This window comes from Alistipes sp. CAG:29 (assembly GCF_000435435.1).
Taxonomy (GTDB): domain Bacteria; phylum Bacteroidota; class Bacteroidia; order Bacteroidales; family Rikenellaceae; genus Alistipes; species Alistipes onderdonkii.
On sequence record NZ_FR893506.1, the window covers coordinates 47,426 to 63,262 of the forward strand.

16 protein-coding genes are annotated in these 15,837 nt (G+C 60.7%); 11 read left to right on the forward strand and 5 right to left on the reverse strand.

Annotated elements, in window-relative coordinates; genetic code table 11:
• Positions 1 to 44 precede the first annotated feature (44 nt).
• The 7 genes from QVP03_RS12725 (at position 45) to QVP03_RS12755 (ending at position 7,181) form a co-directional block, all read left to right on the forward strand.
• Positions 45 to 338: a TolC family protein gene (locus tag QVP03_RS12725; protein ID WP_288210823.1), complete on the forward strand. Its 294-nt coding sequence runs from the start codon at positions 45 to 47 to the stop codon at positions 336 to 338.
• Between the two features lie 28 nt (positions 339 to 366).
• The gene (locus QVP03_RS12730) at positions 367 to 1,380 is read left to right on the forward strand and encodes an efflux RND transporter periplasmic adaptor subunit (protein WP_022333770.1); all 1,014 of its coding nucleotides are present in this window, start codon (positions 367 to 369) and stop codon (positions 1,378 to 1,380) included.
• 15 nt (positions 1,381 to 1,395) lie between these two features.
• A complete protein-coding gene (locus QVP03_RS12735; protein WP_022333771.1) occupies positions 1,396 to 4,536 on the forward strand; it encodes an efflux RND transporter permease subunit in 3,141 nt (1,046 codons plus the stop codon).
• Positions 4,537 to 4,703: 167 nt separating this feature from the next.
• Positions 4,704 to 4,997, forward strand: coding sequence for a PG0541 family transporter-associated protein (locus QVP03_RS12740; RefSeq protein ID WP_022333772.1), 294 nt, complete (start codon positions 4,704 to 4,706; stop codon positions 4,995 to 4,997).
• 272 nt (positions 4,998 to 5,269) lie between these two features.
• On the forward strand, positions 5,270 to 6,055 hold the full coding sequence (locus tag QVP03_RS12745) for an MBL fold metallo-hydrolase (protein ID WP_022333773.1): 786 nt from the start codon (positions 5,270 to 5,272) through the stop codon (positions 6,053 to 6,055).
• 1 nt (position 6,056) lies between these two features.
• Positions 6,057 to 6,872 (forward strand): SDR family oxidoreductase, encoded by an 816-nt coding sequence (locus tag QVP03_RS12750; RefSeq protein WP_022333774.1) that lies wholly within the window; start codon positions 6,057 to 6,059, stop codon positions 6,870 to 6,872.
• A gap of 54 nt (positions 6,873 to 6,926) precedes the next feature.
• Positions 6,927 to 7,181: a hypothetical protein gene (locus QVP03_RS12755; RefSeq protein WP_022333775.1), complete on the forward strand. Its 255-nt coding sequence runs from the start codon at positions 6,927 to 6,929 to the stop codon at positions 7,179 to 7,181.
• Between the two features lie 483 nt (positions 7,182 to 7,664).
• Here QVP03_RS12755 and tatA read toward each other — a convergent pair whose 3' ends face one another.
• From tatA to QVP03_RS12775, 4 genes are all read right to left on the reverse strand, one after another.
• Positions 7,665 to 7,853, reverse strand: coding sequence for a twin-arginine translocase TatA/TatE family subunit (gene tatA / locus QVP03_RS12760; RefSeq protein ID WP_022333776.1), 189 nt, complete (start codon positions 7,851 to 7,853; stop codon positions 7,665 to 7,667).
• A gap of 176 nt (positions 7,854 to 8,029) precedes the next feature.
• A complete protein-coding gene (locus QVP03_RS12765) occupies positions 8,030 to 8,971 on the reverse strand; it encodes a ribose-phosphate diphosphokinase (protein WP_018696943.1) in 942 nt (313 codons plus the stop codon).
• An 85-nt stretch (positions 8,972 to 9,056) separates the two neighbouring features.
• Entirely contained in the window at positions 9,057 to 9,650 is a 594-nt protein-coding gene (gene yihA, locus QVP03_RS12770) for a ribosome biogenesis GTP-binding protein YihA/YsxC (protein ID WP_022333777.1), read from the reverse strand.
• 112 nt (positions 9,651 to 9,762) lie between these two features.
• Entirely contained in the window at positions 9,763 to 10,536 is a 774-nt protein-coding gene (locus tag QVP03_RS12775) for an endonuclease/exonuclease/phosphatase family protein (protein WP_022333778.1), read from the reverse strand.
• 199 nt (positions 10,537 to 10,735) lie between these two features.
• Here QVP03_RS12775 and QVP03_RS12780 point away from each other — a divergent pair, with 199 nt between their 5' ends.
• The 4 genes from QVP03_RS12780 (at position 10,736) to QVP03_RS12795 (ending at position 13,970) form a co-directional block, all read left to right on the forward strand.
• Positions 10,736 to 11,785 carry a linear amide C-N hydrolase gene (locus tag QVP03_RS12780; protein WP_288210820.1) on the forward strand — a complete coding sequence of 350 codons (1,050 nt, stop codon included), beginning with the start codon at positions 10,736 to 10,738 and terminating at the stop codon, positions 11,783 to 11,785.
• A 246-nt stretch (positions 11,786 to 12,031) separates the two neighbouring features.
• Positions 12,032 to 12,937 (forward strand): BF3164 family lipoprotein, encoded by a 906-nt coding sequence (locus tag QVP03_RS12785; RefSeq protein ID WP_256166111.1) that lies wholly within the window; start codon positions 12,032 to 12,034, stop codon positions 12,935 to 12,937.
• Positions 12,938 to 13,101: 164 nt separating this feature from the next.
• Positions 13,102 to 13,470: a glycosyltransferase gene (locus QVP03_RS12790; protein WP_022333781.1), complete on the forward strand. Its 369-nt coding sequence runs from the start codon at positions 13,102 to 13,104 to the stop codon at positions 13,468 to 13,470.
• An 11-nt stretch (positions 13,471 to 13,481) separates the two neighbouring features.
• Positions 13,482 to 13,970 (forward strand): glycosyltransferase, encoded by a 489-nt coding sequence (locus QVP03_RS12795; RefSeq protein ID WP_162505898.1) that lies wholly within the window; start codon positions 13,482 to 13,484, stop codon positions 13,968 to 13,970.
• 86 nt (positions 13,971 to 14,056) lie between these two features.
• Here QVP03_RS12795 and QVP03_RS12800 read toward each other — a convergent pair whose 3' ends face one another.
• A complete protein-coding gene (locus QVP03_RS12800; RefSeq protein WP_022333783.1) occupies positions 14,057 to 15,637 on the reverse strand; it encodes an acyloxyacyl hydrolase in 1,581 nt (526 codons plus the stop codon).
• Between the last annotated feature and the right edge of the window lie 200 nt (positions 15,638 to 15,837).

Below are 15,837 nucleotides of genomic sequence, written 5' to 3' on the forward strand. Positions count from 1 at the left end.
CAAAGAGAAACCGCTCGCGCGAGATCAAGAACCAGATTTCGCAGATCGGCCTCCAGCGGACATACGCCCGGCAGCAGGTCGACGTGCAGGTTCGCTCGGCGCTGAACGACCTGCTGACGGCGCGCGAGACGATGTACGCCCAGGAGCTCACCGTCGAGCAGGCGCGCAAGGCCTACTCGATCTCCGACACCCGTTACCGTGCGGGGGCGGGTACGATCCTCGAGCTCAACAGCGCCCAGCTGGCGCAGACGCAGGCGCAGCTCAACTATTCGCAGGCGATCTTCGATTACCTGACGGCCAAGGCCGAGTACGACCGCATCGTCGGCAAGGAAAAATAGCGTGGAAATTGAAAAACAAAGATAGCATATGAAGAAAACAGCAGTTATATTGTTTGCCGCGGCCGCCCTCGCCGGCTGCAAAGGCAAAAACGGGGCAGGCGACGTGCAGCAGGACAACCGTGTGCTGACCAAAACCGAAACGGCGGAGTCCGCCACCGTGCAGCTTACCGAGGAGTTCACTTCGGAGATCGAGCCCTTCAGGGAGAACGACATCACTCCGGCGGCTTCGGGCGTGCACATCGACCGCATCCTGGTCGAGGTGGGCGACCCCGTGCACGAGGGGCAGCTCATCGTGACGCTCGACCCGACGCAGTACACCCAGCAGCTCGTGCAGCTGAAGACCGTCGAGGACGATTACAACCGCCTGTTGCCCGTCTATGAGGCCGGCGGTATCTCGGCGCAGCAGATCCAGCAGGCCAAGGCGCAGCTGGACGTGCAGCGCGAGGTGGTCGCCAACCTCAAGAAGAACATCGAGGTGCGTTCGCCCATCACAGGCGTGGTCACGGCGCGCAACTACGAGTCGGGCGACCTCTTCTCGGCGCAGCCCATCCTGCACATCATGCAGATCGACCCGCTGAAGGTCATCGCCAATATTTCCGAGCAGTATTTCCCCAACGTGAAGGTCGGGATGCCCGTCGAGCTGAAGGTGGACATCTTCCCCGACCAGACCTTTACGGGTACCGTGTCGCTGATCTATCCGGCGCTCGACCCCACGACCCGCACGTTCAAGGTCGAGGTGAAGGTGCCCAATGCCCGGCGCACGCTGCGCCCGGGTATGTACGCCCGCACGATCTTCAACATGGGGCATAAGGAGGGCGTCATGGTGCCCGACGTGGCCGTCCAGAAGCAGGTCGGCACTGCCGAGCGCTTCGTGTATGTCATCGAGGGCGATAGCGTTGCCCGTCGCCGCCGTGTGGACGTAGGCCGCCAGGTCGGCGACCGCGTGGACATTCTTTCGGGCGTCGGGGCGGACGAAGCCGTGGCCGTCACGGCCCTTTCGAAACTCTACGACGGTGCCAAAGTGGAAATCAAACAGGAATAAAACGCCCCGAAACATATGAAAATATACGAAAGCGCGGTTCGGAAACCGGTCTCCACGGTGCTCATGTTCGTCGGCGTGATGGTCTTCGGGCTCTTCTCGCTGATGAACCTCGCGGTAGACCAGTACCCCGAAATCGAAATCCCCCAGATATCGGTCATCACCTTCTATCCCGGTGCCAACGCTGCGGATATCGAGACCAACATCACGCGTATCCTGGAGGATAACCTCAATACGGTGAGCAACCTCAAGAAACTGACCTCCAAGTCGCAGGACAACGTGTCGATGATCATTGTCGAATTCGAGTACGGATCCGACCTGACCGAGGGCGCCAACGAGATCCGTGACGTGGTGAGCCGCAGCCAGTCGCAGTTGCCCGACGACATCGATTATCCTACGATCTTCAAGTTCTCGACCTCGATGATCCCCGTGATCATGCTTGCCGTGACGGCCGACGAGAGCTACCCGGCCCTGAAGAAGATCCTCGACGATAAATTCGTCAACGTCCTGAACCGTGTCGACGGCGTGGGTGCCGTGACGGTCATGGGCGCCCCCGAGCGCGAGGTGCAGGTCAATGTCGACCCGGCCAAGCTCGAAGCCTACAATCTGACCGTCGAGCAGCTGGGGCAGATCATCGCCGCCGAGAACGTCAACATCCCGAGCGGTACGATCGACATCGGCAACAACACGTTCAACATCAAGGCCGACGGCGAATTCAAGCTGAGTGACGAGATGCGCAAGGTCGTGGTTTCCAATGCCGGGGGGCGCACGGTGATGCTCTCCGACGTGGCCGAGATCCGCGACACGCTCGAAAAGGCCACGATGGACGAACGCGCCAACGGGCAGCGGAGCGTGCGCGTGATGATCCAGAAGCAGTCGGGTGCCAACACCGTGGACATCGTCCATGAGATTCAGAAGCGCCTGCCCGACATCCAGGCGAGCCTTCCGCGCGACGTGAAGATGGAGACGATCTTCGAGGGGTCGCAGGAAATCACCAATGCCATCGGGTCGCTCTCGGAAACGATCATGTACGCCTTTATCTTCGTGGTGCTGGTGGTGATGGCCTTCCTCGGGCGGTGGAGGGCGACGCTCATCATCTGTATGACGATCCCCGTGTCGCTGATCTGTTCGTTCATCTACCTCTTCGCCACGGGCTCGACGCTCAATATCATCTCGCTCTCGTCGCTCTCGATCGCCATCGGTATGGTCGTCGACGATGCCATTGTGGTGCTGGAGAACATCACGACGCACATCGAGCGGGGTTCGAATCCCAAGGAGGCCGCCATCTACGCCACCAACGAGGTGTGGCTGTCGGTCATTGCCACCACGCTCGTGGTCGTTGCCGTGTTCCTGCCGCTGACAATGGTGCCGGGCATGGCGGGTATCCTCTTCCGCGAGCTGGGCTGGATCGTGACCATCGTGGTCTGCGTTTCGACTACGGCAGCCATTTCGCTGACCCCGATGATGTCCGCCTACCTCTTGAAACTCGAGGGCGGCGTGCACGATTACAAGGGGCTGGGTGTCATATACAAACCCATCGACCGGGCGCTCGCATGGCTCGACGACGCCTATGCCCGCTCGCTGAACTGGGTGGTGCGCCACCGCCGTATCACGATCTTCTCGATGATGGGGCTTTTCCTGGTTTCGCTGGGGCTCGTCACGCAGGTGCCGACCGAATTCTTCCCGCCTTCGGATAACGGCTGGATCTCGGCCACGGTCAAACTGGAGCAGAACCTTTCGGTGGATTACACCGCGCGGATCGCCCGCCAGATCGACAGCATCATCTACAAGAACTATCCCGAGGTGACGCTCGTGTCGGCCTCGTCGGGCGCCAACTCGTCGGACGACGCGTTCGCCGCGATGCAGACCACCGGTTCGCACATCATCAACTACAACCTCAGCCTGCCCACCTCCGACAAGCGCGAGCGGTCGATCTACGTTATCTCCGACCTGCTGCGCAAGGAACTGGATCGCATCCCCGAGGTGCGGGAATATTCGGTGATGCCCGGCGGCGATAACGGCAGCATGAGCGGTTCGGCGACGGTCGACATCAAGGTTTTCGGCTACGACATGGACGTGACCAACGCCGTTGCCAACGACCTGAAGGAAAAACTGGGCGGCCTGGAGGGTACGCGAGACGTGCAGCTTTCGCGCGACGACCTGCGTCCCGAACTCAACGTGGTCTTCGACCGTGACCGCCTTGCCTATTACGGCATGAACAGCGCCACGGCGTCGCAGGCCGTGCGCAACCGCATCGACGGCCTCGTGGCCTCGAAATACCGCGAGGACGGCGACGAATATGACATCGTGGTGCGCTATGCCGAACCGTTCCGCATGTCGCTCGGGGACGTGGAGAACATCACGCTTTACAACGGGCAGGGGCGCCCCGTGAAACTCAAGGAGGTCGGCCGCGTGCAGGAGGAGTATGCCGCGCCGATGATCGAGCGCGAGAACCGCCAGCGTGTGATCACGGTCAAGTCGTCGCTCGGAGCCGGCGTCGCCCTGGGCGACGTGGTGGCCGAGGTCGATCAACTCATCGCCGGGTATCCCGTGCCCGACGGCGTCGACCTCGAAATCGGCGGTACGGTCGAAGACCAGGGCGACGCCTTCAGCGACCTGGGCGTGCTGTTCATCCTGATCGTCATCCTGGTCTACATCGTGATGGCCACGCAGTTCGAATCGCTGCTCTTCCCGTTCATCATCATGTTCACCATCCCGTTCGCCGCCACGGGCGTTTTCCTGGCTTTGTGGATGACCTCCACGCCCATGTCGCTCATCGCCCTGATCGGCGCCATCATGCTGGTGGGCATCGTGACCAAGAACGGTATCGTGATGGTCGACTACATGAACCTGCTGGTCGAGCGCGGCTCGGGTGTCTTCGACGCCGTGATCGCCGGCGGAAAGAGCCGTCTGCGCCCCGTGCTCATGACTTCGTTCACGACCATCCTGGGTATGCTGCCGCTGGCGATCGGCACGGGTGTCGGGTCGGAGACGTGGCAGCCCATGGGCATCGCCGTGATTGGCGGCCTCACGTTCTCGACCCTGCTGACGCTGTTCATCATCCCGGCGCTCTACTCGGTATTCGTCAACCGTTCGCAGCGCAAGGAGAAGGAAAAACTGGCACGCCTGGCAGCAGCACATCAGGCCAGCAGCCATTGAGGATCCTGAAAATGACGAGTGATGCGACGTCGCCTTCCGCTTCCGGCGATCGGGGGCAACACCTGCGATTCCGGGTTGTTGGGGAAGCCCGTCTCGTACGGGTTCCGCGACAATCCCTAAAGACGGCAGGGCGGCGGACGATTGTTCGATTTAATAGAACGTAAATTATGAAAGCAGTATTCTTATCATACAATCAGGCGCTCACCGACCGTGTGAACGCCATCCTCGACGAGCAGGGCATCCGCGGCTTTACGCGTTGGGCGCTGACCGAGGGGCGCGGGTCGTTCGACGGCGAACCCCATTACGGCACGCATGCCTGGCCGTCGATGAACGCTTCGCTCATGGCCATCGTCGACGACGAAAAGGTCGCGCCGCTGATGGAGGCTTTCCGGGAGATGGACGCCGCTACCAAGATGCAGGGCTCGCGTGCCTTCGTCTGGAATATCGAGCAGACATTCTGAGTTTTCCCGGGTTCCGGTACTTTGGATTTTCCCGGGCTCCGGGGTAAGGGTTCGGGTTTCCCGGTGTTTCCGGGTACGCCGGGCGGATGCGCCGGGACTTTCCGGAACGTTCCGGGAGTTTTCCCCGCTTGTCTTCTCCGGTTTTGCAGGCGGCCTGCGGCTTGGGGACGGTGGTGACAGCTCCGGACTTTGCTGCTGCCGTGCCGGTGCACCGCGGCAGATTCTTCGGCGTGCCCGTACGCAGTCGCCCTATTTTTACTATCTTTGCCTGCATGAAACTCACCTTTCTGGGAACGGGCACCTCGCAGGGCGTCCCTGTCATCGGGTGCCGCTGCAAGGTCTGCACCTCGGCCGACAGGCGTGACAACCGCCTGCGCACTTCGGCCATGGTCGAGGCATGCGGCGTGCGTATGGTCATCGACGCCGGCCCCGATTTCCGCTGCCAGATGCTCCGTACGGGCATCCGCCACCTCGACGCCATCCTCCTCACGCACGAACACAAAGATCATATCGGCGGGCTGGACGACGTGCGGGCTTTCAACTTTGTCGATTACCCGCCGCTGGTGCACAAGGTCGACATTTACGCCGCACCCCATACCCTCGGCGTCGTGCGCAAGGACTTCGACTATGCCTTCGCGCAGGATAAATACCGCGGCGTGCCCGAAATCGAGTTGCATGAGATCGACGTCACCCGGCCGTTCCGGGTCGGGGGACTGGAGGTCGTTCCCGTATCGGGACACCATTCCGACCGTTTCGCCGTTACGGGCTACCGTATCGGCAGGCTGGCCTACCTGACCGATTTCAAGACCATCGGGGATGCCGAGGTCGAAAAACTCCGGGGCGTGGAGGTGCTCGTCGTCAACGCGCTCCGCTTTACGGAGCATTATTCCCATTTCAACGTGGCCGAGGCCCTTGCGCTCATCGCCCGCGTCGCCCCGCGCGAGGCCTACCTCACGCACATGTCCCACGACATCGGCCTGCATGCCGTGACGGAGCCGACGCTCCCCCGCGGCGTACACATGGCCTACGATACGTTGCAGCTTGAAATAAACGATTGATATGAAAGATTTAAAAAATAAGGTCGTCATCGTGACGGGTGCTTCGTCGGGTATCGGCGAGGCGATGGCACGCGAGTTCGCCGCACAGGGCGCCCGCGTGGTGCTGGGCGCGCGAAGCGTGCAGAAATTACAGCTTATCGCGGGCGACATCCGCTCCCGGGGCGGGCAGGCCGCCTATTGCGGCGTCGACGTGACCGATGTCGGCGAGTGCCGCGAACTGATCGACACGGCCGTACGTGAGTTCGGGGGGATCGACGTGCTGGTTTGCAACGCCGGGCTTTCGATGCGCGCCATTTTCGACGACGTCGACTTGGAGGTGCTGCATCGCCTGATGGACGTCAATTTCTGGGGTACGGTCAACTGCTGCAAGTTCGCCCTGCCGTACCTCCAGCAGTCGCACGGTTCGATTGTCGGCATCTCGTCCGTCGCCGGGCTGCACGGGCTGCCGGGGCGCACGGGCTATTCGGCCTCGAAGTACGCCATGACGGGTTTCCTCGAAACGCTGCGCATCGAAAACCTTAAAAAGGGACTGCACGTGATGATCGCCTGCCCGGGTTTCACGGCATCCAACGTTCGCTTCTCGGCCCTTACGGCCGACGGCACGCAGCAGGGCGCAACCCCGCGCGACGAAGCGAAGATGATGACCCCCGAAGAGGTCGCCCGCATCGTCGCCCGCGGCATACTGAAGCGCAAACGCCTCTGTCTGATGGAGAACGAGGGGCGTGCCACGCATTTCGTCAAGAAGTTCGCCCCCGGCTTCCTCGACCGCATGTTCTACCTGGTGATGTCCCGGGAGCCCGATTCGCCGCTGAAATAACGTCGCCGCATCCGGCGGGGCGAGCCCCGGGGAGCGGTTTGAACCAAGGGAACTATGGCACAGGAAGAAAAACACTCCGAAGAAGAGGTCAGGCGCGTCTGCGCCGGGATCCGCCGTCAGGCCGCTTTGGAAAACGCCCGCTGGCAACTCAAGGCGGGGTATGGCGGCTTGGCTCTCATGTCCGTCGTGCTGGTCGTCGTCCTTTGCGGAGGCAACGGCTGGAGATGGTGGTGGCTCTTTTATTTCGTTGCGCCGGTCATGCTGGTCATCAACGGCCATCGCGTGGTGCGGGGTAAAAAATCGTGGTAAGTGGTAAAATAAAAGAAGGCGCTCGGTTATTTTGAGCGCCTCTTTTTTGGTCGTCGGTTCATCGTTCCTGCCTTTCCTGTTCCCCTTCCATTTGCCGTTCTTCCTTCCGGGCTGGCCGGGGTGGATTATTCCATCCGCCGTTTCCCCGATAGTAGTGTCCCGGGTTGCTGTCCTTCGCGCTGCCGGCTTCCGTACCGCTTCCGGTACCGCTGCTCCGGTGCTTCGCCGGCATTACCTATGCCGTCCGGTATGTCTTGCGCGTTGCGTACATGGCTTTTGTTGCCCGGATGCGATCCCGCTTGCCTGTCTGTTCTCTGGGTGCCGGGTGCCGGATGCCCGCCGCTTGCCTGTCTGCTCTCCGGGGGGGCGCCGCTTGCCGTAGTTTTTCGCTCGTGCTGGACGATGCGTTTTCCGCGCCGGCGAGCCCTGGGCTCCGGGGGAATACGATGTCGTTTTCCCCGGCACCGCAGCCTTTGCGCGCGGTTATTCCTTTTTCTTCGTCCCGCCGTCCTTGCCGTCTTCCTTCGAGGAGTCCTTGAACTCCTTGACGCCGCGTCCCAGGCCGCGCATCAGTTCGGGGATTTTCCTGCCGCCGAACAGGAGCAATACGACCAACAGGATAAGTATCAACTCGGTCGGGCCGAGGAACAGGGGGAGGATGAATAATGTCATGGTATGTTCGGGTCTTTGGTGTGTGCGTTTTCCGTCCGGGCTTTCCTGTCGTATTCCCGGAGACAGGGGCTGCCTTGCGGACAAATGTACTAAGAATTTCCGAAACCCCGCCTTCCGGGGTGAAAAAAGCGGGGTGCATCCGAAGCACCCCGCCCGAACTGTCTTTCGGGAATCCGTTATTTGAAGAATATCGACGAAATCTCCTTGTAGTTGTGTACGCGCTCGATGACGTCGGCGAACATGTCCGCCACCGACAGCACCGTGAACTTGTGCAGGTCTTTGTCGGGGTTGAGCGGAATGGTGTCGGTCACGATCACCTCCTGCAGCGCGCTGTCGTTGATACGCTCGTAGGCCGGGCCCGACAGCACGGGATGGGTGATGGCGGCGCGAACGCTCTTCGCCCCGCGCGACATGAGCATGTCGGCGGCCATGCAGATCGTGCCTGCCGTGTCGATCATGTCGTCCACGATCAGGATATTGCGGCCCTCGACCTCGCCGATGGCGGTCATCGTGCCCACGACGTTGGCTTTGGCTCGTTCCTTATGCGAAATGATGATCGGCGTGCCGAGCAGCTTGGCATAGGTGTTGGCACGCTTGGCGCCGCCCATGTCGGGCGCTGCGATCGACAGCTCTTCGATGTTGAGGCTCTTGATATAGGGGATGAAGATGCCGCTGGCATAGAGCGCATCGACCGGTACGTCGAAGAAACCCTGTATCTGGTCGGCATGCAAGTCCATCGTCATCACGCGGTCTACGCCTGCGGCCATCAGCAGGTTGGCTACCAGTTTCGCGCCGATCGGCACCCGGGGCCGGTCTTTCCGATCCTGTCGTGCCCAGCCGAAGTAGGGGATTACGGCCACGACCTTGTAGGCCGAAGCGCGGCGCGCGGCGTCGATCATCATCAACAGCTCCATCAGGTTATCCGAAGGCGGGAACGTCGACTGGATGATGAATACCGTACACCCGCGGATGGACTCGTTGAAGCAGGGCTGGAACTCGCCGTCGCTGAAACGCAGTACTTCCGATTGTCCGAGCGTCGTACCGAAACTCGCCGCGATTTTTTCGGCAAGGTATTCCGATCCGCGACCCGAGAAAATTTTGATTTTGTGGATAGCCATAGGTTACGAGGATTTTTGATGGTGCAAAGATAGCATAAGCCGTCGGAAAAACGAGCCCTGCGGGCAACCTTTTTTCAACAATCGGTTAAACATCGAGGCATTCGCCGATGAAGCCGAGGATCTCCTCGCGTCCCGTACCGCGTTCGCCCGACGAGACGAACATCGGCGGCAGTTCCTCCCATTGCTCGCCCAGCGTGGCCTTGTAACGCTCCACGCTTTTGGCGCACTGCGTCTTGGAGAGCTTGTCGGCCTTGGTGAAGACGATGCCGAACGGAATGCCGTTCATGCCCAGCATTTCGATGAAGCGCAGGTCGATCTTCTGGGGTTCGAGCCGGATGTCCACCAGCACGAACAGGAAGTGCATCTTCTCGCATTTGAGCACGTAGTCGGTGATGATCTTGGCGAAATCGCTGCGCATGGCCTTCGACGTACGGGCATAGCCGTAGCCCGGCAGGTCGACCAGGTACCACGCATTGTCGATCAGGAAGTGGTTGATGAGCCGTGTCTTGCCGGGTGTCCCCGAGACCTTTGCCAGCCCCTGCCGGCCGGTCAGCATGTTGATGAGCGACGACTTGCCGACGTTGCTGCGCCCGATGAAGGCGATGTCCTTCAGCGAATCCTTCGGAACTTGCGAGATGCGCTCCGAGCTGCACCTGAATTCGGCTTTGTGGATCTGCATGGTGTTGGAATTTTGTGCAAAGATAGCAATATTTCCGGATACGGCACGGGGAAGGCGCCCGCCGATCCCTTCTTGCCGCACCCCGGTTCGTTTACCCTCCCCGGGCTGCCCGTTATTTCCCCGGCTGCTTACCCCGTTCCCAGGCGAGCGTCACCCACAGCGGACAGTGATCCGATGCCGCGGCCGTATGGTCTACGGCGCTTTCCGCGACCGTGGCCGACGTGGGCAGCCCGCGGCCGAGGATGTAGTCGATGCGCACGGCCGGGTTGTCGGCCGGGAACGTCATCCGCGTGGTGTCGGAAAGTATCCGGAAGCCGCCGCCCAGCCCCGCGAGCACCGCCGCGGCATCCCCTGTGTTGAAATCCCCGGCCAGCAGCACCGGTTTGCGGCATGTGTCGGTGGCTTCGCGGATGATTGGCAGCGAGGCGTGCCGGTCTTCGGGCGTCAGCGAAAGGTGGGTGACGCATACCGTGTAGTCCGGGAATTCCGCCATGAGCAGTACCCGGGCCTCCTCGCGCCCCGGGAGCGGGATGCTGCGTACGGCGAACGGCTCGGTGCGCGACAGCAACCCGACGCCGTAGCTTCCGCCCGCGAAGCCGATGGCGCGGCCGAACGTGGCGTGCATACCCGTCATCCGCCCCAGTTCACCGGGGATGTAACGCCCGTCCACACGTAGCGTGGCGCTGTCCAGTTCCTGCAACGCCACCAGGTCGGGCGCTTCGCGCAGGATGACCCGGGCGATGCGGCCGATGTCCTGTATGTTGTCGATGCCGATGCCGTTGCGGATGTTGTAGGACATCAGTTTCAGGCGCTCCTGCCGCTGTGTGCATGCGGCAGCCAGGCCGCAGCAGACGGCCAGTAGGAGGGTGCGTAGGGGGTGTTTCATGCCGGACGGGGTTTTCCGCAAAGGTAATACATCCGCTGTTGAATGCCAAATAAATCCGGCTGATACCGGCTGTGTGTCATGCGGTTCCGTGGCAGGCTCCCTGTGCCGGGCCTCGTAAATTCCTTCCGGTTTGGTTTAACGGTGAATTTTTCGTACCTTTTAGCATCCGATTTGCAGCGACGGGTATACTTAACTTATCATGCTTATGAAAAATCTGTTTCCGATCGTGCTCGGCGCTGCGGCGCTGGCCTTTCTTCCCACCGAATCCCCGGCCTGCACGCGGGCCGTTTATCTCGGCCCCGAGGGTATGACCGTCACCGGGCGTACCATGGACTGGCGCGAGGATCCGCTCACCAACCTTTACATCTTTCCGCGCGGTACGGCGCGGCGCGGCGCGAACACAGACAACACGGTGTTCTGGACATCGAAATACGGCACCCTGTCGGCCGCCGGCTACGACATCGGCATCACCGACGGCATGAACGAGGCCGGGCTGGTCGCCAACCTGCTGTTCCTGCCCGAATCGGTCTACGAACGCCCGGGCGATACGCGCCCGGTCATGGGACTGAGCATCTGGACGCAGTATGTGCTGGATAATTTCGCTACGGTCGACGAAGCCGTTGCGGAGCTTTCGAAGGAGAAGTTTCGCATCGACGCCCCCGACCTCCCGAACGGTGTCAAGTCGCGCCTGCACCTGGCCATCTCCGACGCCTCGGGCGACAGCGCCATCTTCGAGTATGTCGACGGCCGCCTGTCGGTGCACCACGGCCGTGAGTACCAGGTGATGACCAATTCGCCGTTCTACGACCGGCAGCTCGCAATCCTCGATTACTGGCAGCAGATCGGCGGGCTGACGATGCTTCCCGGCACCAACCGCGCCCCCGACCGCTTCGTGCGTGCGTCGTTCTATATCAACGCCGTCGTCAAAAGCGCCGATCCGAAAGTCGCCGTGCCGGCCGTGATGTCCGTAATGCGCAACGTCTCGGTGCCCTACGGCATCTCGACCCCCGATAAGCCCCATATCGCGTCGACGCGCTGGCGCACGGTCTGCGACCAGAAGAACCGGGTCTACTATTTCGAGCCTACGCTGGCCATGGAAACCTTCTGGGTCGACCTTTCGAAGATCGACTTCGGCCAGGGAACGCCCGAACGTGTCCTGAAACTCGTCGGCGGCCGAACCTTCACAGGCGATGCCACGGCCGAATTCCGCAGGAGCGACAAGCCGTTCGTTTTCTTGTTCGGAGTGTGAAATAAGCTCATTGCCAAGGGCGAATAAATACCTATAATCGTAGTTATGTCCCGGTTTTGTTTTTCCTTGTTATCCCTACTGCTTGTCGGCTGCGGCCGGCAAGCGGTATCTTTGTCCGCCGGGCAATTCGATGCTGCCGCACCGGGCGATTCGCTGTATGCGGTTCGTATTCCCGTCGGCACGGAGTATATGGGCGAATATCCGGTTCAAGTCGCCGGGGATCGTATTGTGATGCATAATCTTGGGGTGTCCGAGAAGAAATTTTCCGTCTATCGGTTTTCGGGCGACTCCCTGAAAAAAGAGGGCGAGTTCCTCGGTTACGGGCGGGGGCCGTACGAAATGATGATCGCCCGGGTTGCGTTCGACCCCGATACACGGAGCCTCACGATGCTGGCGGATTATAACCGGGAGAACCGCTTTTGCCGGGTTTCGCTCGATCCTCCTGAAAATCTTTACGATGTCTCGACCTGGGAGTACCGGCAGTTGTCGTTTATCGGTGACTGTTCATTGGGCGAACCCTGTCTGATCGACCGCTCGTCCTATCTGACGATGGGACACCATACGGACTCGCTCAATATGTTCTCGCTCCTCGATATTGACGGCGGGCGGGTCGTCCCGCTCGATTTTTCCTATCCGGCCCTGCCCCTCGGGTTATCCCCGATGGTGCAGGAGGTCGTCTGGACAGGACGCATCCGCAAACATCCGCGCAAAAACCGCTTCGTTTACAATGCGCAGGATTTCAAGTACCTTTTTATTTTCGAACTGGAGGAGGGCAACCATATCCGGATCATCCGCTATTTGTATGACAAACTGCCGCAGGTGCATGCTACCCGCGAACAAGGACACCCTTATGCCTTCGATGATGCTTGCGAGGACGGATGCAACAGCATAGCGGTGGACGACGACCATATTTATATCGGATATTCGCAGACGACCTATGGGCAGATCCGCGATGCCGCCAGGGCCCGCAAATCGTTGTCGACGTTCGATCCCCGCCGGATCAATGTCTATGACTGGGACGGTAACTTCATCCGCAGATTGGTATTGGATATGCCTGTCGGGCCGATGGTGGTTGTCGGCGACCGGCTCGTCGCCGCATCCGTCAATCCCGAGACAGCCGAAGAGATCATCGTCAGCTATCCTCTGCATTGATCTGCGATCGCAGGTATGGCCATGCGCCGCTTCTTCGTCAGAGTCCGGCTCTTGCCGTATATTTCTCTTTTCGCCGCGGCCGTCGTCCGCATCATGGCAAATGACGGGTGGTGTGAAATCCGTATGGAATTTTTCCTATCTTTGCGGCGATATAAATCTCCGCAATGGAAAATTACTCTCATTTTATCATTACCCGGTTCAACCTGAACCTTTATGCGCAGGACAAACACGACCTGCCCACCCGTACGGATCGGTGGCTCGAACACCGGTTCGAGGTCTTCGAGCGCTATTGCCTGCCGTCCGTGGCAGCGCAGACGAGCGGGAACTTCACCTGGCTATGTCTTTTCGATGCCGCGACGCCCGAGCCCTACCGCAGCCGTATCGAAGGCTATAAGGCCCGGTGCCCGCAGTTCGAAGCCGTCTATTATACGGCTGCACAGGCGGCGAACCTGACGGAAAATCTCCGCACGACGATTACAGCGTACGTGTCGTGCGACCGGAAGGGGAGAAAATCCCCCCCCCGAAGCTGCTGATCACCACTAACTTGGATAACGACGACGCCTTTTCGTCCGATGTCGTCGAACTGTTGCAACGCGAGCTGCGTCCCGCTCCCGGCAAACGGATTTACAGCCTGCTGTACGGTTACCAGTATTTCACCGACCGCCGCTTCGCGCTCAAGATGCGCTATACGAACAATCACTTCCTGACCCTCGCCGAGCCGTTCGATGCGCATACCGAAACCATCATTTCCTACCGCCATACCAAGGCCATCCGGCAATTGCCGACCACCTATCTCTCCACCGCCCGGGGCAAATGGCTCGAAATCGTGCACGAGGATAACGTCAGCAACGATTTCCGCATCAACATCAAAGTCTGGTATATTCCCCTGCTCTACGGACGGTCGTTCGCCGATTTCGGTTTGGGCGGATTCCGCCTCTCCTGCGCCCGGCAGTGGGCGGCCACGCTGCTCGTGGTTCCGGCACGCTTTTTTGCCACGGCGGTACGGCGTTTGCGCCGCAAGTGGTCGAAATAACCCTTTCCCGGCCTGAAAAAACGGCGATGCTTCCGCAAACCACCGGAGGCATCGCCCTGTATTCGACGCGCTATGGCGCCGCAGCCTTACCGCAGCCTCGGGTATTTGTTGTTGAAGCGGAACCCGACGCCCAGCATCAGGTAGTTCGGGGTTTGGAAATCCTTGAGGCAGTAGCCCACATGCACGAACGTATTGCGTGTGACACCGACCTTGAGCGTCAGCATCTGGTAAAACGACTTGAGGTCTCCGCCCTTGTGCAGTACGTTGAACCCCAGTCCGAAGCCGACCGTGAAATAGGGCATCACGAACTCCGCGCGTCCCGAAATTCCCAGTGCGATCTGCTTGTCGAACGAGGGGGTATGGAACTGGTACCCGGGGTCGCCCCCGTCGTAGCCTACGATATAGTCTTCGGTGTAGACGTTGGCGCTGCCGTCGTACACGCCGTCCACTGACAGGCCCGCGCGGAACTTGTACCCGAAATTATACATCGTCGCGAAGTTGAACCCCGCCACGCCGTAAGCATCGGGCGCGGCGTATTGCTTGTCGCCGACCGCCACTCCCTTGCGGCGCCACGAGCCGAACAGCACCAGATCGTAGCTCAGGTGGCGGGGAAAGGGTTCCGCGAGCAGCCGTGCCCGTGGCCGCGAGAGCGGGTTGTCGACCCTTCCGAAACTGTATACGAGCCCGAGTTTCATGCCGATCGAGTTGAGTCCCGCGTTGGGGAATTTGGTGTTGCCGTTCGAAAAGTGGGTCATCGAAAGGCCCGTGGTGAGTTCCAACCGCTGCGTGAGCAGCCAGTTGAGGTAGAAATCGACGTTGAGGTAGGCGTTGACCCTCGACCCCATCATGATGTTGGCGCGGTTGTAGTTCGTGTCGTAGGGTTTCCATCCGAACGACAGGCCGAAATTCCACTCGTAGTTGAACGATACCAGCGGGCTGATGCGTGCGATGCGCGCGCCCTGGAAGAGGTAGACGGCAACCGGGTTGCCCAGCTCCCCGCGGTTGCCGAAGCTGTAATAGGAGACCCCAATTCCCTGGTATACGCCGCCGTAGATACAGTCGGGGCGCGACCCGGGGCGGAAGCGGAACGAATAACGCAGGTGGGCGGCCAGCGAGCGCTGGATCGGCTCGCCTGCCATGTTGGCTCCGGCCAGAAAGATGTTCGTCGGGGGAATGTACTCCGGGCGGAACTCCGCGCCGATGCTGTGGACGAGCCTCCGCCTCCGGCCTGTCGTGTCCGCGGAGAAGGAGGACAATAGCGGGGTAGCGGCTGGGGCTTGTTTCTTCGTCTGATCCAGGGCGGCCCGGTATCCGGCGGCATAGCCGTTACGGTAGCCCGTATCGTAGCCCGTCCGGTAGGCGGATGCGCGGCGGCGTGCCGCTCCCCGGGACACGGTGCCGGCCTCAGCCCCGCCTGCCCTGCCTGTCGTATCCGGCGCCGCACCGCGGGACGTGCCTCCCCCGGCGTTCCCGGCGTCCTCTGTGCGCTTTGCGCGCCCGGCGTTTCCGACATCCCCGACGTTCACGGCATTCCGGTAGGCCGGTATGTTTTGCCCCGGGGCGCCGCCCGCCCGGGCGGGTACGGGCTCCGCGGCGGTCGCCTCCGCCGACAAGAAGAGCAGGCACCCCGCAAAGAGCCCTGCCGTCCTCCGTATGATATGTCGCATTCTCTCCAATCGCGGTATTTTGACCGCACAAGTTACGAATTTTTACGCGAGTGCAAAGCGTTGATCCGAAAAAATACCCCGCAGGTATTCTGTTTCGTCGTTTCCGCTTTCCGGTTTCGTCGGTTCCGGCTTCTCTGTCCTGTTGCGCCCTGCCGGTTTTGCCCTTCCGGGCTTTTTCCCCGCCTGCTTCGGTATCCTTG

Coding starts and splice junctions, on each gene's coding strand:
- QVP03_RS12780 (WP_288210820.1), top strand. CDS start 10,736: ATGCTTATGAAAAATCTGTTTCCGATCGTGCTCGGCGCTGCGGCGCTG.
- tatA (WP_022333776.1), bottom strand. CDS start 7,853: ATGACATTATTCATCCTCCCCCTGTTCCTCGGCCCGACCGAGTTGATA.
- QVP03_RS12735 (WP_022333771.1), top strand. CDS start 1,396: ATGAAAATATACGAAAGCGCGGTTCGGAAACCGGTCTCCACGGTGCTC.
- QVP03_RS12755 (WP_022333775.1), top strand. CDS start 6,927: ATGGCACAGGAAGAAAAACACTCCGAAGAAGAGGTCAGGCGCGTCTGC.
- QVP03_RS12800 (WP_022333783.1), bottom strand. CDS start 15,637: ATGCGACATATCATACGGAGGACGGCAGGGCTCTTTGCGGGGTGCCTG.
- QVP03_RS12740 (WP_022333772.1), top strand. CDS start 4,704: ATGAAAGCAGTATTCTTATCATACAATCAGGCGCTCACCGACCGTGTG.
- QVP03_RS12790 (WP_022333781.1), top strand. CDS start 13,102: ATGGAAAATTACTCTCATTTTATCATTACCCGGTTCAACCTGAACCTT.
- QVP03_RS12775 (WP_022333778.1), bottom strand. CDS start 10,536: ATGAAACACCCCCTACGCACCCTCCTACTGGCCGTCTGCTGCGGCCTG.
- QVP03_RS12730 (WP_022333770.1), top strand. CDS start 367: ATGAAGAAAACAGCAGTTATATTGTTTGCCGCGGCCGCCCTCGCCGGC.
- QVP03_RS12750 (WP_022333774.1), top strand. CDS start 6,057: ATGAAAGATTTAAAAAATAAGGTCGTCATCGTGACGGGTGCTTCGTCG.
- QVP03_RS12745 (WP_022333773.1), top strand. CDS start 5,270: ATGAAACTCACCTTTCTGGGAACGGGCACCTCGCAGGGCGTCCCTGTC.
- QVP03_RS12765 (WP_018696943.1), bottom strand. CDS start 8,971: ATGGCTATCCACAAAATCAAAATTTTCTCGGGTCGCGGATCGGAATAC.
- yihA (WP_022333777.1), bottom strand. CDS start 9,650: ATGCAGATCCACAAAGCCGAATTCAGGTGCAGCTCGGAGCGCATCTCG.